General features: G+C 70.1%; 15 protein-coding genes and 1 riboswitch. Of the genes, 8 read left to right on the forward strand and 7 right to left on the reverse strand.

What is annotated here, in order from left to right; translation table 11 throughout:
* Nucleotides 1-77: 77 nt before the first annotated feature.
* Nucleotides 78-1760, reverse strand: a complete 1683-nt coding sequence (locus Q0863_RS08740) for an electron transfer flavoprotein-ubiquinone oxidoreductase (RefSeq protein WP_298577298.1) — start codon at nucleotides 1758-1760, stop codon at nucleotides 78-80.
* Between the two features lie 170 nt (nucleotides 1761-1930).
* Here Q0863_RS08740 and queD point away from each other — a divergent pair, with 170 nt between their 5' ends.
* Nucleotides 1931-2284 carry a 6-carboxytetrahydropterin synthase QueD gene (gene queD / locus Q0863_RS08745; protein WP_298577300.1) on the forward strand — a complete coding sequence of 118 codons (354 nt, stop codon included), beginning with the start codon at nucleotides 1931-1933 and terminating at the stop codon, nucleotides 2282-2284.
* A 191-nt stretch (nucleotides 2285-2475) separates the two neighbouring features.
* Nucleotides 2476-2880 carry a phasin family protein gene (locus tag Q0863_RS08750; RefSeq protein WP_298577302.1) on the forward strand — a complete coding sequence of 135 codons (405 nt, stop codon included), beginning with the start codon at nucleotides 2476-2478 and terminating at the stop codon, nucleotides 2878-2880.
* A 286-nt stretch (nucleotides 2881-3166) separates the two neighbouring features.
* Here Q0863_RS08750 and Q0863_RS08755 read toward each other — a convergent pair whose 3' ends face one another.
* Both Q0863_RS08755 and Q0863_RS08760 read right to left on the reverse strand, forming a co-directional pair.
* Nucleotides 3167-6322: a multidrug efflux RND transporter permease subunit gene (locus Q0863_RS08755; RefSeq protein WP_298577304.1), complete on the reverse strand. Its 3156-nt coding sequence runs from the start codon at nucleotides 6320-6322 to the stop codon at nucleotides 3167-3169.
* Between the two features lie 6 nt (nucleotides 6323-6328).
* Nucleotides 6329-7570 carry an efflux RND transporter periplasmic adaptor subunit gene (locus Q0863_RS08760; protein WP_298577306.1) on the reverse strand — a complete coding sequence of 414 codons (1242 nt, stop codon included), beginning with the start codon at nucleotides 7568-7570 and terminating at the stop codon, nucleotides 6329-6331.
* Between the two features lie 227 nt (nucleotides 7571-7797).
* On the opposite strand from Q0863_RS08760, the gene Q0863_RS08765 reads away from it, so the two are divergent.
* From Q0863_RS08765 to Q0863_RS08775, 3 genes are all read left to right on the forward strand, one after another.
* Nucleotides 7798-8532, forward strand: coding sequence for a TetR/AcrR family transcriptional regulator (locus Q0863_RS08765; protein ID WP_298577308.1), 735 nt, complete (start codon nucleotides 7798-7800; stop codon nucleotides 8530-8532).
* Between the two features lie 35 nt (nucleotides 8533-8567).
* On the forward strand, nucleotides 8568-9758 hold the full coding sequence (locus Q0863_RS08770) for an efflux RND transporter periplasmic adaptor subunit (RefSeq protein WP_298577311.1): 1191 nt from the start codon (nucleotides 8568-8570) through the stop codon (nucleotides 9756-9758).
* A 153-nt stretch (nucleotides 9759-9911) separates the two neighbouring features.
* A complete protein-coding gene (locus Q0863_RS08775) occupies nucleotides 9912-13088 on the forward strand; it encodes an efflux RND transporter permease subunit (RefSeq protein WP_298577312.1) in 3177 nt (1058 codons plus the stop codon).
* Nucleotides 13089-13213: 125 nt separating this feature from the next.
* Here the strand turns inward: Q0863_RS08775 and bioD are convergent, their stop codons facing one another.
* On the reverse strand, nucleotides 13214-13897 hold the full coding sequence (gene bioD, locus Q0863_RS08780; protein WP_298577314.1) for a dethiobiotin synthase: 684 nt from the start codon (nucleotides 13895-13897) through the stop codon (nucleotides 13214-13216).
* 131 nt (nucleotides 13898-14028) lie between these two features.
* On the opposite strand from bioD, the gene Q0863_RS08785 reads away from it, so the two are divergent.
* The 3 genes from Q0863_RS08785 to btuB all read left to right on the forward strand — a co-directional run bounded on the left by Q0863_RS08785 (nucleotide 14029) and on the right by btuB (nucleotide 17223).
* A complete protein-coding gene (locus Q0863_RS08785) occupies nucleotides 14029-14511 on the forward strand; it encodes a GAF domain-containing protein (RefSeq protein ID WP_298577315.1) in 483 nt (160 codons plus the stop codon).
* A complete protein-coding gene (locus Q0863_RS08790; protein WP_298577317.1) occupies nucleotides 14508-14885 on the forward strand; it encodes a TfoX/Sxy family protein in 378 nt (125 codons plus the stop codon). Before Q0863_RS08785 ends, Q0863_RS08790 begins: the two co-directional genes overlap by 4 nt.
* Nucleotides 14886-14998: 113 nt before the next feature.
* Nucleotides 14999-15230, forward strand: a riboswitch (cobalamin riboswitch).
* Nucleotides 15231-15345: 115 nt separating this feature from the next.
* On the forward strand, nucleotides 15346-17223 hold the full coding sequence (gene btuB / locus Q0863_RS08795) for a TonB-dependent vitamin B12 receptor (RefSeq protein ID WP_298577319.1): 1878 nt from the start codon (nucleotides 15346-15348) through the stop codon (nucleotides 17221-17223).
* Between the two features lie 132 nt (nucleotides 17224-17355).
* Here the strand turns inward: btuB and gph are convergent, their stop codons facing one another.
* Genes gph through Q0863_RS08810 form a run of 3 tightly spaced genes read right to left on the reverse strand, consistent with a single transcriptional unit; the run spans nucleotide 17356 to nucleotide 19738 of the window.
* Complete coding sequence (gene gph / locus Q0863_RS08800) at nucleotides 17356-18057, reverse strand: phosphoglycolate phosphatase (protein WP_298577322.1); 702 nt, start codon at nucleotides 18055-18057, stop codon at nucleotides 17356-17358.
* A 52-nt stretch (nucleotides 18058-18109) separates the two neighbouring features.
* Nucleotides 18110-19186, reverse strand: a complete 1077-nt coding sequence (gene dinB / locus Q0863_RS08805; RefSeq protein ID WP_298577324.1) for a DNA polymerase IV — start codon at nucleotides 19184-19186, stop codon at nucleotides 18110-18112.
* A 12-nt stretch (nucleotides 19187-19198) separates the two neighbouring features.
* A complete protein-coding gene (locus Q0863_RS08810; protein ID WP_298577326.1) occupies nucleotides 19199-19738 on the reverse strand; it encodes a YetF domain-containing protein in 540 nt (179 codons plus the stop codon).
* Between the last annotated feature and the right edge of the window lie 331 nt (nucleotides 19739-20069).

Below are 20069 nucleotides of genomic sequence, written 5' to 3' on the forward strand. Positions count from 1 at the left end.
TCGCCGGCCCGCCTTTTCGGGCGGCGCTTCAGGACCCGCTTCTCCCGCACGGCGGGAGAGCAGGCACGTGAGTACCGCTACATCCCCGCGTAGTTCGGCCCGCCGCCGCCCTGCGGCGCTACCCACACGATGTTCTGGGTCGGGTCCTTGATGTCGCAGGTCTTGCAGTGCACGCAGTTGGCGAAGTTGATCTGCAGGCGCGTGTCCGCGCCTTCGCCGACGAACTCGTACACCGCCGCGGGGCAGTAGCGCGCCTCAGGCCCGGCGTACGTCGCCAGGTTCACCTCGACCGGCACCGAGGCGTCCTTGAGCGTCAGGTGCGAAGGCTGGTCCTCGTCGTGCGCGGTGCTCGACAGGAACACCGAGCTCAGGCGGTCGAAGGTCAGCACGCCATCCGGCCTGGGATAGTCGATCTTCCTGTGCCGGGCGGCCGACTCCAGACAGGCGTGGTCGGGGCGATCGCGATGGATCGTCCAGGGCGGATTGCGGATGCCCAGCTTCGGCAGCAGCCACTGCTCGATGCCGGTCATCAGCGTGGCCAGGCTGCGACCCTTCTTGAACCACTGCTTGAAGTTCTTGGACTGCAGCAGCTCGGCATGCAGCCAGCTCTTCCCGAACGCGTCCGGATAGGCGGCGAGTTCATCGCGCGCACGGCCTTCGCCGATCGCCGCGAACGCGGCCTCCGCGGCGAGCATGCCGGTCTTGATCGCGGCATGGCTGCCCTTGATCCGGCTGGCGTTGAGGAAGCCGGCCTCGCAGCCGACCATCGCCCCGCCCGGGAACACCAGCTTCGGCAGCGACAGCAGGCCACCGGCGGTGATCGCGCGCGCGCCGTAGCCGATGCGCTTGCCGCCTTCCAGGTGCTTGCGGATCGCCGGATGCGTCTTCCAGCGCTGGAACTCCTCGAACGGGCTCAGGTACGGGTTGGCGTAATCCAGCCCGACCACGAAGCCGACCGCGATCTTCCCGTCCTCGGCGTGGTACAGGAACGAGCCGCCGTAGGTATTGCCATCCAGCGGCCAGCCGGCGGTATGCACCACCAGGCCCGGCTGGTGCGTGGCCGGATCGGCCTGCCACAGTTCCTTGATGCCGATGCCGTAGCTCTGCGGGTCGCGTCCCTCGTCGAGTGCGAACTTCTCGATCAGGCGGCGGCCGAGGTGGCCGCGCGAGCCTTCGGCGAAGATCGTGTACTTCGCATGCAGTTCCATGCCCAGCTGGAACTCGGAGGTCGGCTCGCCGTCCCTGCCCAGGCCGAGGTTGCCGGTGGCCACGCCGCGCACCGCGCCTGCCTCGTCGTACAGCACCTCGTCTGCGGCGAAGCCGGGGAAGATCTCCACGCCCAGCGCTTCGGCCTGCGCGCCGAGCCAGCGCGTGACCGCGCCCAGCGAAACGATGTAGTTGCCGTGGTTGTCGAAGCAGTCGGGCAGCAGGAAGGCCGGCGTGGACCTGGCGCCGGATTCGTCCAGGAACAGGAACTCGTCGCGGGCGACGGCCTGCTTCAGCGGCGCGCCGCGCTCGGCCCAGTCGGGAAACAGCTCGGCCAGCGCGCGCGGATCCATGATCGCGCCCGAGAGGATGTGCGCACCGGGCTCCGAACCTTTTTCGAGCACGCACACCGACAGCTCGCGCCCGCTCTCCGCGGCCAGCTGGCGCAGGCGGATTGCGGTCGCCAGCCCGGCCGGGCCGGCACCCACGACCACCACGTCGTATTCCATGGCCTCGCGTGGGCCGTACGTGGACAGGAGTTGTTCTGGCGTCATCGGGCTTTGCTCCTCGCGGGGCATGGCGGGGCGGGAGAATCGCGGCGCGGCACCGTCGCCGGATCCGGCGGCGGCGTACTCCCGCCAAGGGGCCGTACGCTACCGCATCGCCGAGCCAAAGCCCAAGTTCCGCGATTGCCGGGCAGGCGACGCGGGCGGACAATGGCGGCATGGAAATCTTCAAGAGCTTCACCCTCGAAGCGGCGCACCGTCTGCCCAACGTGCCGGCCGGGCACAAGTGCGCACGCCTGCACGGGCATTCGTTCGGGGTGGAACTGCACGTGGCCGGCGAGCCGGGCGCGGACACCGGCTGGGTCATGGACTTCGCCGACATCAAGGCGGCCTTCAAGCCGCTGTACGAGCAGCTGGACCACCACTATCTCAACGACGTCCCCGGCCTGGAGAATCCGACCAGCGAGCGGCTCGCGGCCTGGATCTGGGACCGGCTCAAGCCGGCCTTGCCGCTGCTGAGCGCGGTGGTGGTCCGCGAAACCTGCACCTCCGGCTGCCGCTACACCGGCTGAGCCTCGCGCGCGACCGACACAGTCCTCGACGGCAGGCCGTCGAGGCCCGCGCACAAGCTGCTGATTTCATTGGAAACTGAACAGCAACCTGCCGCTCGTCGGGTCGATGTTGCATTGCAACATAAGCGGGCATATGCTGCATCGCACAAACCGGCACATCCGCGCCGGCACTGTACGCCAAGGAGATTCCCATGAACTACCAGTACAACGAGCAGTTCGCCGCCGCGACGCGTCAGTTCGCCGACACCGCCGCGCGCATCAACCAGCTCACCCTCGACAACGCGCAGAAGATCCTCGGCCTGCAGCTGGCCACGCTGGAAGAGAACGCGGGCGCCGCCTTCTCGTTCTTCGGCGAGGCCGCCGAGGTCCGCGATTTCGACGGCTTCAAGACCCTGCTGCCCAAGGGCGTGCAGATCGCCCGCGAGAACGTCGAGCGCACCATCAGCACCGGCCAGGAAGTCTTCGGCGCCACCGTGAAGACCAACGAAGCCATTGCCCAGCTCGCCAAGGCCCAGCTCGAAACCGCCACGGCCAAGGCCCAGGCCGCCGCCGAATCCGCGACCGAGCAGGCCACCAAGCCGGCCAAGCGCCGCTGATCCGACGCGGTTCCCCTAGCCGGCGCGATCCCTCCCCTCTCGCGCCGACGCAACCCGGCAGCTCCGGCTGCCGGGTTTTTTATTGCCTGTTTCCCCGGAACGATCGCGGGCGCGCCGCGTCCGCCAGGGGGCGGGTGCCGCGAACAATCCGGCACCACGACGGCGAAGCGGCTCTGTACCGGTCACGCATCCGCGATCAGGTGGAGCGGGTCGCCCAACGCGCCGGGCGACAAAAAGCCCGCCCCTGACAACAGAGCGGACCCCGGCCTTCCGCGTGGTGCGTCCCTCAGCCCTGCGACTGCGCCGGCTGCCGCTGCGGCAGCGCCTCGTCCATCTTGTCGCCGAGCATCCTGCGCACCGCGATGAAGAACACCGGGATCAGCAGCAGGCCCAGGAAGGTGGCGAACAGCATGCCGCCGATCACGCCGGTACCGATCGCGTGGCGGGCGTTGGCGCCGGCGCCGGTGGAGATCGCCATCGGCACCACGCCCATGATGAAGGCCAGCGAGGTCATCAGGATCGGGCGGAAGCGCAGGCGCGCGGCCTCGATGGTCGCTTCGCGCAGGGTCTTGCCCGCCGCGCGCTCGAGCACCGCGAACTCGACGATCAGGATCGCGTTCTTCGCCGCCAGGCCGATCACCGTCACCAGGCCGATCATGAAGAAGATGTCGTTCGACAGTCCGCGCAGCATGGTGAACACCACTGCGCCGAGGATGCCCAGGGGCACCACCAGCAGCACCGAGACCGGGATCGACCAGCTCTCGTACAGCGCCGCCAGGCACAGGAACACCACCAGCACCGAGAGCACCAGCAGCAGCGTCGCGGTGTTGCCGGCGATGATTTCCTGGTAGGACATGCCGGTCCAGTCCGAGCCGATGCCGGCCGGCAGCTGCTCGGCGACGATGCGCTCCATCGCGGCCATGGCTTCGCCCGAACTGCGCCCCGGCGCCGGCGAGCCGTTGATGTTGACTGCCGAATAGCCGTTGTAGCGCGTCAGCGACGGCGTGTTCATGCCCCACTCCGAACGCACCACGTTGCTGAGCGGGATCATCGCCGGCGTCCCGTCCGGATTCTGCTGGCTCGAAGGCGAATAGAAGCGCGACAACGAATCCTGCCCGGTACGGAACGGCGCGTCGGCGCGCATGACCACGCGCTTGATGCGGCCGTCGGCGAAGTAGTCGTTGACGTAGACCGGCGCCAGCATCAGCTGGATCGCGTTGTACACGTCGCCGGTCGACAGGCCCATCGCCTCGGCCTGCGCGCGGTCGACCTCGAGTTGCAGCTGCGGCGCATCTGCCAGGGTGTTCGGACGCACGCCGGCGAGCAGGTCGGGCTGCTGCGCCGCGGCGCCCAGCAGGGTATTGCGCGCCTGCCCCAGCGCCTCACGGCCGAGGCCCGCGCGATCCTGCAGGTACATGTCGAAGCCGCCGAACTGGCCGAGGCCCTGGATCGTGGGCAGGTTGACCACGAAGATCGACGCGTCGCGGATGCCGTACAGGGCGCCGTTGGCCTGCTGGATGAACTCGGGCACGGTGACGTCGCGGTCGGCCCAGTCCTTGAGCCTGATGAAGGCCATGCCGACGTTCTCGCCCTGGCCGACGAAGCTGAAGCCGGCGATCTGCATCATGCCTTCGTAGCCCTCCAGCCCCTCCAGCGTGCCGCGCACCTGCTCGAACACCTTCTGCGTGCGCTGCAGGGTCGCGCCCGGCGGCAGCTGCACGATGGCCATCGCGTAGCCCTGGTCCTCCTCCGGCACGAAGCTGCCCGGCAGCCGCGTGAGCAGCACGCCGCAGGCCACCGCCAGCACCACGAACACCACCATCCAGCGCGGCGCATGCCGCACCGCGCTGCCGATGTGGCCGACGTAGGTGTGGCTGACCCGGTCATAGAGACGGTTGAAGCCGCGCACGAAGCGGTTCTCCGTCTTCTCGCCGGGCGCCGCATGCTGCTTGAGGAAGGTCGCGCACAGCGCCGGGGTGAAGCCCAGCGCGAGGAACGCGGAGAAGCCCATCGCAACGGCGATGGTGATGGCGAACTGCTTGTAGATCTCCCCCGAGGCGCCGCCCTGCAGCGCGCTGGGGATGAACACCGCCGCCAGCACCACGGTGATCGCCACCACCGCGCCGGTGATCTGGTCCATCGCCTTTTCGGTGGCCTCCAGCGGCGGCAGGTGCTCCTCGGCCATGATCCGCTCGACGTTCTCGATCACCACGATCGCGTCGTCGACCACGATGCCGATCGCCAGCACCATCGCGAACATGGTCAGCTGGTTGACCGTGAAGCCGATCATGCTCAGGACCAGGAACGTGCCCAGCAGGGCGACCGGGATGACCAGGGTCGGGATGATCGTGGCGCGCAGGTTCTGCAGGAACAGCAGCATCACCAGGAACACGAGGATCATCGCCTCGATCAGGGTCTTGACCACCTCGTTGATCGACAGCCGTACGAAGGTGGTGCTGTCGAACGGCGTGTACCACTCCACGCCGGGCGGGAACGAGGCCTGCAGCTCGTCCATGCGCGCGGTCACCGCTTCGGCCACGCCCAGGGCGTTGGCGCCCGGCTGCAGCATGATCGCCACCGCACCGGTGGGCTGGCCGTTAAACTGGGCGTCGAAGCCGTAGCCCTGGGCGCCGACTTCGACCCGGGCCACGTCGCGCAGGCGCACGATCGCGCCGTCCGCGTCCGAGCGCAGGATGATGTTGCGGAATTCCTCGGGCGAGCTGAAACGACCCTCGGCCGAGACCGTGGCGGTGAAGCCCTGGCCCTCGGGCGCCGGATCGGCACCGATCGAGCCGGCCGCGAACTGCGCGTTCTGCGCGCGCACCGCCGACAGCACCTGGGTGGCCGACATGCCATAGCCCTGCAGCCTGGTCGGGTCCAGCCAGATGTTCATGGCGTACTCGGAGCCGAAGTGCTGGGTGTTGCCGACGCCTGGCACGCGCGCCAGCGGCTCGAGGATGCGCGAGGCGATCAGGTCGTTGAGCGCGTTGCGGTCCATGTCCGGATCGCTGGAGCGCAGGCCCACCACCATCAGGAAGCCGCTGTTGGCCTTGGCCACCACCACGCCCTGCTGCACCACCTCGGTGGGCAGTCGCGGCGTCGCCAGCGAAACCTTGTTCTGCACCTGCACCTGGGCGATGTCCGGGTCGGTACCGGTCTCGAAGGTGAGGGTGATCGAGGCCCGCCCCGACGAACTCGAGGTCGAGCTGAAGTACAGCAGGTTGTCGATGCCGGTGAGCTGCTGTTCGATGACCTGGGTGACCGCCTGCTCGGCGGTTTGCGCATCGGCGCCCGGATAGGTGGCGCCGATGGTCACCTGCGGCGGGGCGACGTTGGGATACGACTCCACGCCCATGTTGAGCACGGCGATCACGCCCGACAGCGAGATCAGGATCGCGATGACCCACGCGAAGATCGGGTGGTGGATGAAGAACCTGGACATGGCGGATCAGCCTTCGGCGGAGTCGTTGGCGGCCGCTGCATCCTGGGCGGGAGCGTCGTCCGCGGCCGGCGCCGGCCCATCCGCGGCGGGCGCCTGCGTTGCCGGCGCAGCGTCCGCGGGCGCCTGCCCGGCCGGGCCCTCCGGTGCCCACGGCACCGCCTTGGCGGGCGCGCCTTCGCTCACCTTCTGCAGGCCCGAGGCGATGACCTGCACGCCATCCTCCAGCCCGCCGGTGACGATCCAGTTGCCGCCTTCGGCGCGATCGAGGGTGACGTTGCGACGCACCACCGTGCCATCCGCGCCCACCGCCATGACGTAGGCGCTCCTGGCGTCGCGCTGCACCGCGGCCTGCGGGATCGAGTACACGCCCTGCATCTGGCCCAGGCGCGCGCGCAGGGTGACGTAGGTGCCCGGCAGCAGGCGGCCGTCGGGATTGGGGATCAGCGCGCGCATCGAGATCGCGCCGGTGGCCGGGTCGACGATGTCGCCGGAGAAATCGAGCGTGCCCGCATGCTCGTACACGCTGCCGTCGGCCAGCACCACCTCGACCGTGGCGTCGGCGCCCTGCGCGGCCGCGCGTGCGCGCCGGATCTGCTCCAGCTCGCCCACGCCGATGGAGAAGTTGGCGTACAGCGGATCGACCTGGTCGACCGTGGTCAGCAGCGTCGCCGTGCCCTGCCCGACCAGCGCGCCTTCGGTGACCTGCTGCTTGCCGGCGCGACCGCTGATCGGCGCGCGCACGGTGGCGTAGCCCAGGTTGATGCGCGCGGACTGGACCGCCGCCTCGCCGGCCTGCACGGCGGCCGCCGCGCTGCGCTCTGCGGCGAGCGCATTGTCGACGTCGGCGCGGGAGATGAAGCTGGTCGGGGCCAGCTGGCGCGCGCGATCGGCGTTGGCCTTGGCGTTGGCGTAGTTCGCCCGCGCCTGCGCCAGCGATGCCTGCGCGGTGCCCAGCGCGGCCTGCAGCGGAGCAGGGTCGATCAGGAACAGCACGTCGCCTTCGCGCACGTCGCTGCCTTCCTCGTACACGCGCTTCTGCACCACGCCCGGGACGCGGGCGCGCACGTCGGCGCTGCGGAAACCGGCCAGGCGGCCACCGATCTCGCGGGTCAACGGCAGGTCGGCGGCCTTGGCCTCCACCACGCCCACCTCGGGCGGCGGCGGCTGGGCCGGCGCCTCGCCGCCGCCACAGGCGGCGAGCAGGCACAGGGAAAGGGCGAGCGGCAGGGCGGCGGCGGAACGGAGCATCGGAGGGGACCTGTTCTGGGCCTGCGCGGGCGGCAGGCAGCGGCGTCTTAATTTCTGAACTGGGCAGTATACTTGCGCTGCGGATGAACGGAACCCTGCCATAGGTCAGGTTTGCCCGCGGTGTTCGGCACGACCCGGTCACGCCATTCGCGGGAAGAATGACCGCTGGATCAGGAACTGAATCCGGTTCACACTACGCCTCCCCCGATCCTCTGGCTGCCGCCGCCATGGCCACCCACGACCGCCGCCAGCGCGAGTTCGCGCAGCGCGAGGCGCTGTTCCTGGATACCGCGCAGGCCCTGATCCAGCGCGAGGGGCTGCTCAACCTGCAGATGGCGCGGATCGCCGAGGAATGCGAGTACGCGATCGGCACCCTGTACCGGCATTTCGCCAGCAAGGAAGACCTGCTGGTGGCCCTGGCCACGCGCAACAGCCTGGACCGGGTGGAACTGTTCGAGCGCGCCGCGCGCTGGTCGGGGCCGACCCGCGACCGCATCGTCGCCCTGGCCCTGGCCGACCTGATCGTGCTGCGCGAACAGCCCGAGCATTTCCGCCTCGCCCAGTTCGTCTGGACCGAGGTGGTGTGGGGTGCGGCATCGGAGCCGAGCCGCCAGCGCGCGCTTGCCGCGTGCGAGCCGCTGGCGACCCTGGTCGAGGCGATCAGCGCCGAAGCGCGCGCCCGGGGCGACCTTCCTTCGGCCCTGTCCATGACGGACGAGGGGCTGACCATCGGCCCATGGATCCTGTCCCTCGGCATGCATACTCTGGCCCAGCAGCAGGGCCTGCTCGATCCGGCCATCGGCGACCCCTACCGGCTGCTGTTCAAGCACCTGCACTACCTGCTCAACGGCTACGGCTGGCAACCCCTGTTCGACCCCGGCGACGACGACGCGCTCGATCGCTCGGTCGAGCGCCTGTGCCGCGACGTGTTCGACGCGCCCTGCCCCTATCCACCCCGCTAAGCCCGCCCCCAACGTTCCCCACGGAAGACTCCGCCATGTCCACCGCCCCCACGAAGCGCAAGCCGCGGTTCGCGATGCGCCTGATCCTGATGCTGTTGCTGACGCTGCTGGTATTCGGCGGCGTATTCGCCGTCAAGGCCATGATCGGCGCGCAGACCAACAAGTTCTTCGACAACATGCCGCAGCCGGCGGCGGCGGTGAGCGCGGCCACGGCCACCACCGAACGCTGGAGCGACGATGGCGAGGCGGTCGGCACCCTGGTCGCGGTCAACGGCACCGACGTCACCACGGAGGCCGGCGGCGTGGTGCGCGCGATCGAGTTCGAGGCCGGGCAACCGGTCAGGGCGGGCGAGGTGCTGGTGCGGCTGAATACCGACAACGAGCTGGCCACGCTCAAGGCGCTGGAGACCTCGGCGCGACTGGCCGACGTGCAGGCCGAGCGCTGGCAGCAGCTGGGCCGCGACCGGCTGGTGTCGCTGGACGAGGTGCAGCAGCGCACCGCGGCGGCGGCGAGCGCACGCGCGCAGGTCGAAGCGCAGCGCGCGCTGATCGCGCAGAAGACCATCCGCGCGCCGTTCAGCGGCGAACTGGGCATCCGCCGGGTCAACCTCGGCCAGTTCGTCTCGCCGGGCGACCCGATCGTCAGCCTGCAGCAGCTCGATCCGATCTACCTGGACTTCAGCCTGCCCGAACAGCGCATGGTCGCCCTCGAGCCGGGCACGCGGATCCGCGCCGCGGTCGACGCGCTGCCGGGCAAGGTGTTCGAGGGCGAAGTCACCGCGATCGAGCCGCGGGTCGATCCGGACACCCGCAACTTCACCGCCCAGGCCACGATCGCCAATCCCGACGGCGCGCTGCGCCCCGGTGCCTTCGCGCGCGTGTCGTTCTCGCTCGGCGGCGAGCGCGACGTGGTGGTGATCCCGCAGACCGCGGTGAGCTTCAATCCCTACGGCAACGCGGTGTTCGTGATCAGCGAAGTGCCGCGCCAGGAAGGCGAGACCGACATGCAGGGCAACGCGCTCACCGGCAACAAGCTCGTCGTCACCCAGCGCTTCATCAAGACCGGCGCGACCCGCGGCGACCTGGTGACGGTCACCGACGGCCTCGAGCCGGGCGAACGGGTCGCCACCAGCGGCCTGCTCAAGCTGCGCAACGCGGCCGAGGTGACCATCAACAACGCGATCCAGCCGACCGCCGAGGCGGCGCCGGAGGCGCAGAACCGATAGGAACGGCGGCCCCGCGCGACGGGGCCTGCCGGCTTCTTCCCCGCCACGGGGAAGGCAAGGATGGGGAGCGTGTCCCGCGACGGCAACGCGGGACGCGGCCCCGATGCCCCCACACCGGCCCTTTCCCGCACGCGGGGAAGGGGGAGTCCAGCCATGAAATTCACCGACATCTTCATCAACAAGCCGGTGCTGGCGATGGTCGTCAGCCTGTTCATCCTGATCTTCGGGCTGCGCGCGTTCACCGAGCTCAACGTGCGCCAGTACCCGGAGCTGCGCAACGCGGTTGTCAACGTCAGCACCGTGTACTACGGCGCCGACGCCGACCTGATCCAGGGCTTCATCACCACCCCGCTGGAGCGCGAGATCGCCAGCGCCGAGGGCATCGACTACCTGTCCTCGACCAGCTCGGCCGGCGTGAGCACGATCCAGGCCTACATCCGCCTGGACCACGATCCGAACGAAGCGCTCACCCAGATCGCGGCCAAGGTCAACAAGATGCGCGGCCAGCTGCCGCCCGAGTCCGAGGACCCGGTGATCGACCTGCAGCAGGGCCAGCAGATCGCGGCGATGTACGTGTCCTTCGCCAGCCAGACGCTCGACAACAACCAGATCACCGACTACCTCACCCGCGTGGTGCAGCCCAAGCTGGTGACGGTGGACGGCGTGCAGCGCGCCGACATCCTTGGCGCGGGCACCTTCGCCATGCGCGTATGGCTCAAGCCCGACCGCATGGCCGCGCTCAAGGTCACCGCCAGCGACGTGTCCAACGCGCTGCAGTCCAACAACGTGCTCTCGGCGGTGGGCTCGACCAAGGGCCAGATGGTCGCGATCGACATGACCGCGCGCACCGACCTGCGCAACGCCGACGAGTTCCGCCAGCTGATCATCCGCGAGGAAGGCGGCGCGATCGTGCGCCTGGGCGACGTGGCCGACGTGGCCCTGGGCTCGGAGAACTACGGCACCTCGGTGCGCATCAACGGCGAGGCGGCGACGTTCATGGGCATCTTCGTCTCGCCGGACGCCAACTCGCTGGACGTGATCGGCGAGGTACGCGAGCTGTGGGACGGCGAGATCGTGCCGCAGCTGCCCGAGGGCATCGTCGCCACGATCCCCTACGACAGCACCGAGGCGATCCAGGACGCGATCAACGAGGTGGTCAGCACCATCGTCGAAGCGGTGATCATCGTGATCGTGGTGATCTACCTGTTCCTGGGCTCCCTGCGCAGCGTGCTGATCCCGGCGGTCACCGTGCCGCTGTCGCTGGTCGGCGCGCTGTTCCTGATGCTGCTGATGGGCTTCACCATCAACCTGCTGACCTTGCTGGCGATGGTGCTGGCGATCGGCATCGTGGTGGACGACGCGATCATCGTGCTGGAGAACATCCACCGCCACATCGAGGAAGGCATGTCGCCGCACGCCGCCGCCATCAAGGGCGCGCGCGAACTGGCCTGGCCGGTGGTGGCGATGACCACCACCCTGGTGGCGGTGTACCTGCCGATCGGCTTCCAGGGCGGGCTGACCGGCATCCTGTTCACCGAGTTCGCCTTCACCCTGGCCGGCAGCGTGCTGCTGTCGGGCGTGATCGCGCTGACGCTCACGCCGATGATGAGCTCGAAGATCCTCAAGGCCCACGGCGAGGGCAGCAAGGGCCGGCTGGAAGCCTGGCTGGACGCGCGCTTCGACAGGATCCAGCGCGGCTACCAGCGCCGCCTGCACGGTGCGCTGGAGACGAAGTCGGTCATCGCCCTGTTCGGCGTCATCGTGCTCGTCTCGTGCGTGTTCCTCTACATGACCGCGCCGAAGGAACCCGCGCCGCTGGAGGACGAGGGCTTCGTGTTCGCGATCTCGCAGGCCGATCCGACCGCGACGCTCGACTACGTCGAGAGCTACACCGAGGAAATGTCCGCGATCGCGCAGGGCATCCCCGAGGTGCAGGACTACTTCCTGTTCAACGGCGGCTTCGGCGGCAGCGGCGGTGGCGCCAGCCCGATGGCGATGGCCGGCTTCGTGCTCAAGCCCTGGAGCGAGCGCGACCGTTCGACCAAGGCCGTGCTCGAGCAGGAACTCCAGCCGAAGATCAGCGCGGTCACCGGCCTGAACACCTTCGCCCTGGTGCCGCCCTCGCTGCCCAGCGCCGGCGGCGATGGCGGCGGCGAGTTCATCATCGGCGGCGTGGGCGACCTGGCCCAGCTCAGCGAGCTCGCCGACGAGATCCTCGGCCGGGCGATGGCGAGCAAGCGCTTCATCTTCCTGGACAAGGACCTGAAGATCGACAAGCCGCGCATCGAGGTGCAGATCGACCGCGACAAGGCCGCGACGCTCGGCATCGACATGCGCACGCTCGCGGCCGACATGGCGGCGATGCTCTCGGGCGGTTACACCAACCGCTTCGCGATGCAGAACCGCTCCTACCTGGTGATCCCGCAGGTGCAGCGCAGCGACCGGCTCAACGCCTCGGACCTGCAGAACTACTACACCCGCACCCGCGACGGCGAGCTGATCCCGCTGTCGACCCTGGTGACGCTCAAGGAGAGCGCGCAGCCGCAGTCGCTCAAGCGCTTCCAGCAGCTCAACGCGGTGTCGATCACCTTCGCCCCGCGCCCCGGCGTGAGCAAGGGCGAGGCGCTGGCGATCCTGGACGAGGCCGCGCGCGAGGTGCTGCCGCAGGGCTACAGCGTCGACTACGCCGGCGAGTCGCGCCAGTTCAAGCAGGAGGGTTCTGCGATGCTGATGACCCTCGCGCTGGCGCTGATCGTGATCTTCCTGGTGCTGTCGGCGCAGTTCGAGAGCTTCCGCGATGCCACGATCATGCTGCTCACCGTGCCGATGGCGATCTGCGGCGCGCTGCTCACGCTCAACGTGCTGGCGATCGTGAGCGGCATCCTCGGCTTCTCCGGGATCGAGGCCTTCCCGGGGATGAGCATCAACATCTACACCCAGGTGGGCCTGGTGACCCTGGTGGGGGTGATCTCCAAGCACGGCATCCTGATCGTGGAGTTCGCCAACAAGCTGCAGATCGAGCAGGGCCTGTCCAAGCGCGAGGCGATCGAGGAAGCCACCGCGATCCGCCTGCGCCCGGTGCTGATGACCACCGCCGCGCTGGTGTTCGCGATGATCCCGCTGCTGATCGCCAAGGGCCCGGGCGCGGCCTCGCGGTTCTCGATGGGCACGGTGATCGCCTCGGGCATGACCATCGGCACGATGTTCACCCTGTTCGTGCTGCCGGCGTTCTACCTGTACCTGGCGCGCGACCATGCGCACGAGCCGGCCCATGCCCGGACCGGCGTCGACGATGCGCCGGACGCGGCACCGCGGCCGCAGCACGGCTGAGGAACACGGACCTGGCGCCCCACGGCAGCTGCTGCGTGGGGCGCCTTGCGATGCGACCGGACGCGCGATGGCTTCCTGCCGCGGAATGAGGGCGCGACAGGCGGCGTCGCACCACGTGCGCGCCGCTACCGCGGTCGTGGCGCGAACATTGCCTCGGGCAGGCCCGGCAATGCGCCGGCCGGATCGGCGCCATGCGCCAGCACGCCCAGGCACGGCGCCGGCAGCGCTTCGCGCAGCAGGGCCAGGTAATCGTCGACGCGGTCGAACCCCGGATCGACCCGGTTGCCGATCCAGCCGGCCAGTCGACAGCCATCGGCCGCGATCGCGCCTGCGGTCAGCCGCGCGTGGCTCAGGCAGCCCAGGCGCAGTCCCACGACCAGCAGCACCTCGCCGCCCACCGCGCGCGCCATCGCCGACTGTTCCAGGCCATCGCCCATCGGCGCGAGCCAGCCGCCGGCACCCTCCACCACGACAGCATCGGCGCGCGCCGACAGCCGTGCGAACGCGGCCTGCAGCGGCGTCAACGCCACCGTGATGCCGGCATCGCGTGCGGCCAGTTGCGGCGCGGTCGCGGCCGGCAGCGCGAACGGATTGACGTCCGCGTAGGCGGGCAGTGGATCGCTCGCCGACTGCAGCGCCAGCGCATCGTCGTTGCGCCAGCCGTCGTCGCCGCGTTCGCAGCCGCTGGCCACCGGCTTCATGCCCGCCACGCGCAGGCCGCGCGCGCGCAGCGCGTGCAGCAACGCCACCGAGGCGAAGGTCTTGCCCACGCCGGTGTCGGTGCCGGTGACGAACCAGGCACGGCTCATGCCGTGCCTCCGTCCCGCTGCATGGACATCGACCTCCGCGTCTCGCGCCTGCACGCCAAGGCGGCGACACGATCTGGAACCTGCTTCATCCATCCTCCGGGACGCCAGCCACGCGCTGCTACACTGCCGGCATGTTCACTGCTGCCAGTCTAAGCGGCGACAAGCCGCAGCAATACGCCCAGCTCGCGGACCAGGCACGCGCGCTGCTGCACGGCGAGCGCGACCGAATCGCCAACGCCGCCAACCTCTCGGCGCTGGTCTACCACGCGCTGCCGCAGCTGAACTGGGTCGGCTTCTACTTCTTCGACGGCACCGAGCTGGTGGTCGGGCCGTTCCAGGGCCTGCCGGCCTGCGTGCGCATCCCGCTCGACCGCGGCGTCTGCGGCAAGGCGGCCAGCAGCCGGCAGACCCAGCGCATCGAGGACGTGCACGCCTTCCCCGGCCACATCGCCTGCGACGCGGCTTCGCGCTCGGAACTGGTGGTGCCGCTGGTCCATCGCGGCGAACTGGTCGGCGTGTTCGACCTCGACAGTCCTGAACCCGGCCGTTTCGACGTTGAAGACCAGGAGGGGCTGGAAGCCATCGCCCGCATCTGGGTCGAATCCCTGTCATGAATGCACCGCTGAAGATGCGCAACATCGGTCCGAAATCCGCCGCCTGGCTGCGCCAGGTGGGCCTGCGCACGAACGAGGACCTGGTCGCCGCCGGCCCGGTGGACGCGTTCATGCGCGTCCGGCGCGCCGGATTCAAGCCGAGCCTGAACATGCTCTACGCGCTGGAAGGCGCGATGCAGGACTGCCACTGGCAGGAAGTGCCGGAAGCCCGCCGCGCCGAGCTGGTGGCCGCGGTGGAAGCGGCGACCGCCGAACTGCCGCCGCCGCGCGGGCGCCCGGCCGCCGCGCCGGTGACCACGACGCATCACCAGGAGGAAGGCGCCGGCACTTCGTTCGGGTTCCTCGACGAACCGGCGGGCGACGAGCGCGACTGAGCGCCAGCGGTCGCCACGGTGAAACCGGGGTCAGAGTCGACTTTCCGGCGTGATACAGGCCAGAGTGGGATGTGCGGGAAAGTCGACTCTGACCCCGGTTTCCCCATCCCGTACAATGCCGCCAGCTCCAGGGTGGCCCGCGGACTGTCGTCCAAGGGCTGAAACGGGAAGCCGGTGACGCCGGCGTCGCAGCGCGCGACGCAGCCATTCCGGCACTGCCCCCGCAACGGTAAGCGAGTACGGCCGCCGCATCCGCCACTGTGCACATGCATGGGAAGGCGCGTCGGCCGGGGCGCCATGCCCCACTCGCGAGTCCGGAGACCGGCCATGGAGTCCACTGGTTGCGATGCGGAGGGCGTCGCGGCGTGCCGTGCGCCGTCGCGTGCCGTCCGCCGTCTCCTCCCGCGCAACTCCAACGCCATGCAAGGCGCGCGGGGCGCGCGATGGAGCCGATGTGAAGTTGAACCGCAATTCCCTGACCTTTTCCGTTTCCCTGCTCGCCGCCGCGGTCGCCGCGGCCCTGCCCCTCGTGGCGACCGCCGAATCGGGCCCCGTCGACCTCGACGAGGTCGTGGTCACCGGCACCCGCACCGAGGTGTTGCTGGCCGAGAGCCTGGTACCGGCGCAGGTGCTCGACCGCGAGCAGATCGAGCGCAGCCAGGCGCGCGACCTGATCGGCCTGCTGCGCGGCCGCGCCGGCATCGACGTCGGCAACACCGGCGGCCGCGGCAAGCTCAGCAGCCTGTTCCTGCGCGGCGCCGAATCCGACCACGTGCTGGTGCTGGTCGACGGCATCAAGATGAACTCGGCCACCGCCGGCATGGCCGCGATCCAGGACCTGCCGCTGTCGCAGATCGAGCGGATCGAGATCATCCGCGGCCCGCGCTCGAGCCTGTACGGCTCCGAGGCGATCGGCGGGGTGATCCAGATCTTCACCCGCCGCAGCGATGCCCCCGGCCTGTCGCCGCATCTCACCTTGGGCGCAGGCAGCCACGACAGCCGCGAGATCAGCGCCGGCTTCGACCTGCGCGGGACGCGCGGCTGGCTCGCCGTGCATGGCGGCTACGAGTCCACCGACGGCTTCAACGCCTGCCGCGGCTCCGGCGCGCTGTTCCAGGGCTGCTTCGCCGACGAGCCGGACGACGACGGCTACCGCAACGTCTCGCTGGGCCTGCGCGGCGGAGTCCAGCTGCGCGACGGACTGGAGCTGGAGGGCAACTTCCTGCAGGCCGACGGCGACACCGAGTTCGACGGTTCCTGGACCAACCGCTCCGAAGTCCGCCAGCAGGTGGCCGGGCTGCGCCTTCGCCATGCCCCGCTGGACGGGCGACTCGAACTCAATGCCGCGCTGGCACGCAACCAGGATCGGTCCGACGACTACCAGGGAGACGCACTGCGCAGCGCCTTCGTCACCCGCCGCGACAGCGCCTCGGTGCAGGCCGACCTGCGACTGCGCCCGGGCCACCTGCTCAGCGCCGGCATCGACCATCTGAGCGATCACGTCGACAGTCTCGTGCCCTATACGGTGGACGCCCGCGACAACACCGGCGTGTTCCTCGCCTACGACGGCCGCTTCGGCGCGCAGCGCCTGCAGGCCAGCCTGCGCAACGACGACAACGAACAGTTCGGCAGCCACGTCACCGGCAGCCTGGGCTGGGGCATGGCGCTGGGCGACGGCCTGCGCCTGGCCGCCAGCGCAGGCACCGGATTCAAGGCACCGACCTTCAACGACCTCTACTACCCCGGCTCCGAGAGTCCCTGGCTGCAGCCGGAAACCTCGCGCAGCCTCAACCTGGGCCTGTCGCGCACCACCGCGAGCCACCGCTGGTCGCTGGACGTGTACGAGAGCCGCATCGACGACCTGATCGTGTTCGTGTATCCGCCGCCGGACTTCCTCGGCGTGGGCAGCAACATCGACCAGGCGCGCATCCGCGGCGCGGAACTCACCGTGGGCACGACCCTGGCCGGCTTCGACCTGTCCGCGCAGCTCAGCCATGCCGATCCGCGCGACCGCAGCGCCGGCGTCCACCACGACAACGTGCTGCCGCGGCGCGCACGCACCAGCGGGCGCATCGACATCGACCGCGCGTTCGGTGCGCTGCGTGCCGGCGTCAGCGTGCAGGGCACGGGTGCGCGCTATGACGACGCCGCCAACCGCGTGCGCCTGGGCGGCCATGCCACCGCGGACCTGCGCCTGGAGTACGCGCTGGGCCGCGAGTGGACCGTGGCGGCGCGCGCCAGCAACCTGTTCGACCGCGAGTACGAAACGGTCGCCTGGTACCACCAGCCGGGACGCGAGTACCACCTGACCCTGCGCTGGCGACCGCTGCCGCGCTGAGCCGGCATCCCGTCCGCGGCCCCGCATGCGAACCAGCTGCGGTGGCCGCGGACGATCCGGCGTCATGCGTGGCGCTGGCGGCTCGCGATCCCGGCGCCGAAGCGCGCCCGCAGGCAGGTGGGACGGGCCCGGTCAGCGGCCGGCCGGCGCCTTGACCCGCGCGGACGCGGCGCCACCATGCAGCAGCTCGCGCAGGTCGCCCATCACGCGCCAGGCACCGGCGGCGTCGAGATCGAAATCGCGGCGGTAGCCGTAGTCGACCAGGGCCAGCGGCATCGCCGCCGCGCGCGCCGCCTCGGCATCGGTGCGCGAATCGCCCACCATCAGGCAGTGCCCGGGCACCAGGTCGAAACCTTCGGCGATGTGCAGCAGCGGCCGCGCGTCGGGCTTGCGCTCGGGCAGCGTGTCGCCTCCGACGATGGCCTCGAAGCAGCCGTGCCAGTCGAGTGCGTCGAGCAGCGGCGCGATGAAGCGCGCGGGCTTGTTGGTGCACAGGGCGACGCGCACGCCGTCCGCCTGCAGCGCGCGCATGGCCTCGGCCGCACCCGGATAGGCCACCGCCTGCCGCGGCAGCGATTCGCCGTAGTGCCGCATCAGCAGCGCGTAGGCGGCCTCGAATCCTTCGCCCGCGGGCAGGCTGGCGCCGGCGTGGTCGAGCGCGCGGCGCAGCAGCAGGCGCGCCCCGTCGCCGATCCAGCCGCGCACGGTGGCCTCGTCCTGCGCCGCATGGCCCAGCGCCAGAAGGGTGCGGTTGACCGCTTCGGCGATGCCGCCTGCGCTGTCGATCAGGGTGCCGTCGAGGTCGAACAGCGCGGCGCGGAACGGAAACGTCATGCAGGCACCATCGTCAGCCGGCGGGCCAGTGTATCGGCCCGGCGCGGGCCGGTCAGGCGCAGGACGCGGCCGCGAACAGCTGCGCCTGCACGGCGTGCTCTTCCGGGTCGTGGAAGTTGGACAGGCCCACGCCGACCAGCCGGTAACGGGTGGTCTCGGGCAGCGTCACCCGCGCCATCAGCGCAAGCGCGATCGCGATGAACTCGTCCAGCGAGGCGGGCGGCGCCTCGGGCGTCAGGCTGCGGGTGAGGATGCGGAACTGCGCGGTCTTGAGCTTGAGCACCACGGTGCGGCCGATGCGCGGCGTCTTGCGGGTGGCGTTCCAGGCCTTCTCGGCGATGCGGCGCACGTGCGGGGCCAGTTCATGCAGCGGCAGGTCTTGGGCGAAGGTGTCCTCCGCCGAGATCGACTGGACCGGCTGGTCCGGTTGTACCGGACGCTCGTCGATGCCGCGCGCGCGACGGTACAGCGAGGCGCCGAAGCTGCCGAAGCGCGCCTGCAGGGCTTCCAGCGGCAGCGTGCGCAGTTCGCCCACCGTGCGCACGCCCAGCTCCTCCAGCTTGCCCTGCATCACCTTGCCCACGCCGGGGATGCGGCCGACCGGCAGCGGCGTGAGGAACGCTTCCATGCGGTCGGGCCGGACCACGAACAGTCCGTCGGGCTTGTTCCAGTCCGAGGCGATCTTGGCGATGAACTTGTTCGGCGCCACGCCCGCCGACGCGGTCAGCTGCGTCTCCTGGCGGATGCGCGCGCGGATCGCCTGGGCGGTGGCGGTGGCACTGGGAGAATCGATCTTCGGCACGGTGACGTCGAGGTAGGCCTCGTCCAGCGACAGCGGTTCGACCAGGTCGGTGTGCTCGAGGAAGATCGCCCGCACCTGCCGCGAGACCGCCTTGTAGCGGACGAAATCCGGCGGGACGAACACCGCGTCCGGGCAGAGCCGTTCGGCGCGCATGGCCGGCATCGCCGAACGCACGCCGTAGCGGCGCGCCTCGTAGGACGCCGCGCACACCACCGAGCGCGCGCCACGCCAGGCCACGACCACGGGCCGGCCGCGCAGCGACGGGTCGTCACGCTGTTCCACCGACGCGTAGAACGCGTCCATGTCGATGTGCAGGATCTTGCGCACGTTCGCGCCATTCTAGCGGCGGGCGAGGCCGCGCCCACGGCCGCTGCCCCGCGCCGGCGACGGCCAGCGTCCACTACTCCCGCCGCGTCTGACGATGCTGATGTGGCCGTTGGGTTCGACCACCGACAGCCGAATCCCGTCGCGGCTGGCGCTGCCGGACAACCGCAACGCCGCCTCGAATTCCTGCACGCTGATCGAATGGCAGCGCAGCACGTCCTCGTAGACCTGGCCGGCGCGCGCGACCAGTCCCGGATGGCCTTCGACGATCCGGTTCGGGCGGCGACAGCGCGCCGTGGCGAAGGCGATGAACCAGTCCAGCGCGATCGGCACGGCGGCCACGATCAACCCGCCCGGCGGCGAGGTTTCCTCGCCGACCAGCGAGTCGCTCACCGTCTCGCTCGGCAGCACCACCACGATCAGGTCGAACGGCATGAATTCCCCGACCGTGCGCCTGCCCGACAGGCGTACCAGCACCGGCAGCACGAAACAGACCCCCGACCCGCGCGGCACCAGTTCCCACCGCGGCACGGACAGCTCGAACAGATCGGACATCTCTCCACCTCCCTGGCCACCGGAACTTGGGCACCGCGCCGATGAAGGCGGTGCCACCGGCTGCGTTGGCCTGCGTGGCCGTCCGTCCGCTCACGCCATGCTCCCCAGGTGATGCGTGCGCCGGCATCGGGCACCGGTTGCCTGGCGCCACGTCGCGGGTGGCCCCAGCGGACGCCCACAAAAAAGCCCCGCAGGCAGGGGGGGCCGGCGGGGCTCGGGGAACGGGACTCGGGGAGAAGTCTTACGTTCCGGATCTGCTCCAGGGGATGGGAGGAGATCAGCGACAGACCTTGCATCTGTCGCGAGCTATATGACCACCACGCACATTGAG

The sequence above is a fragment of the uncultured Luteimonas sp. genome (assembly GCF_947492465.1).
GTDB lineage: Bacteria > Pseudomonadota > Gammaproteobacteria > Xanthomonadales > Xanthomonadaceae > Luteimonas.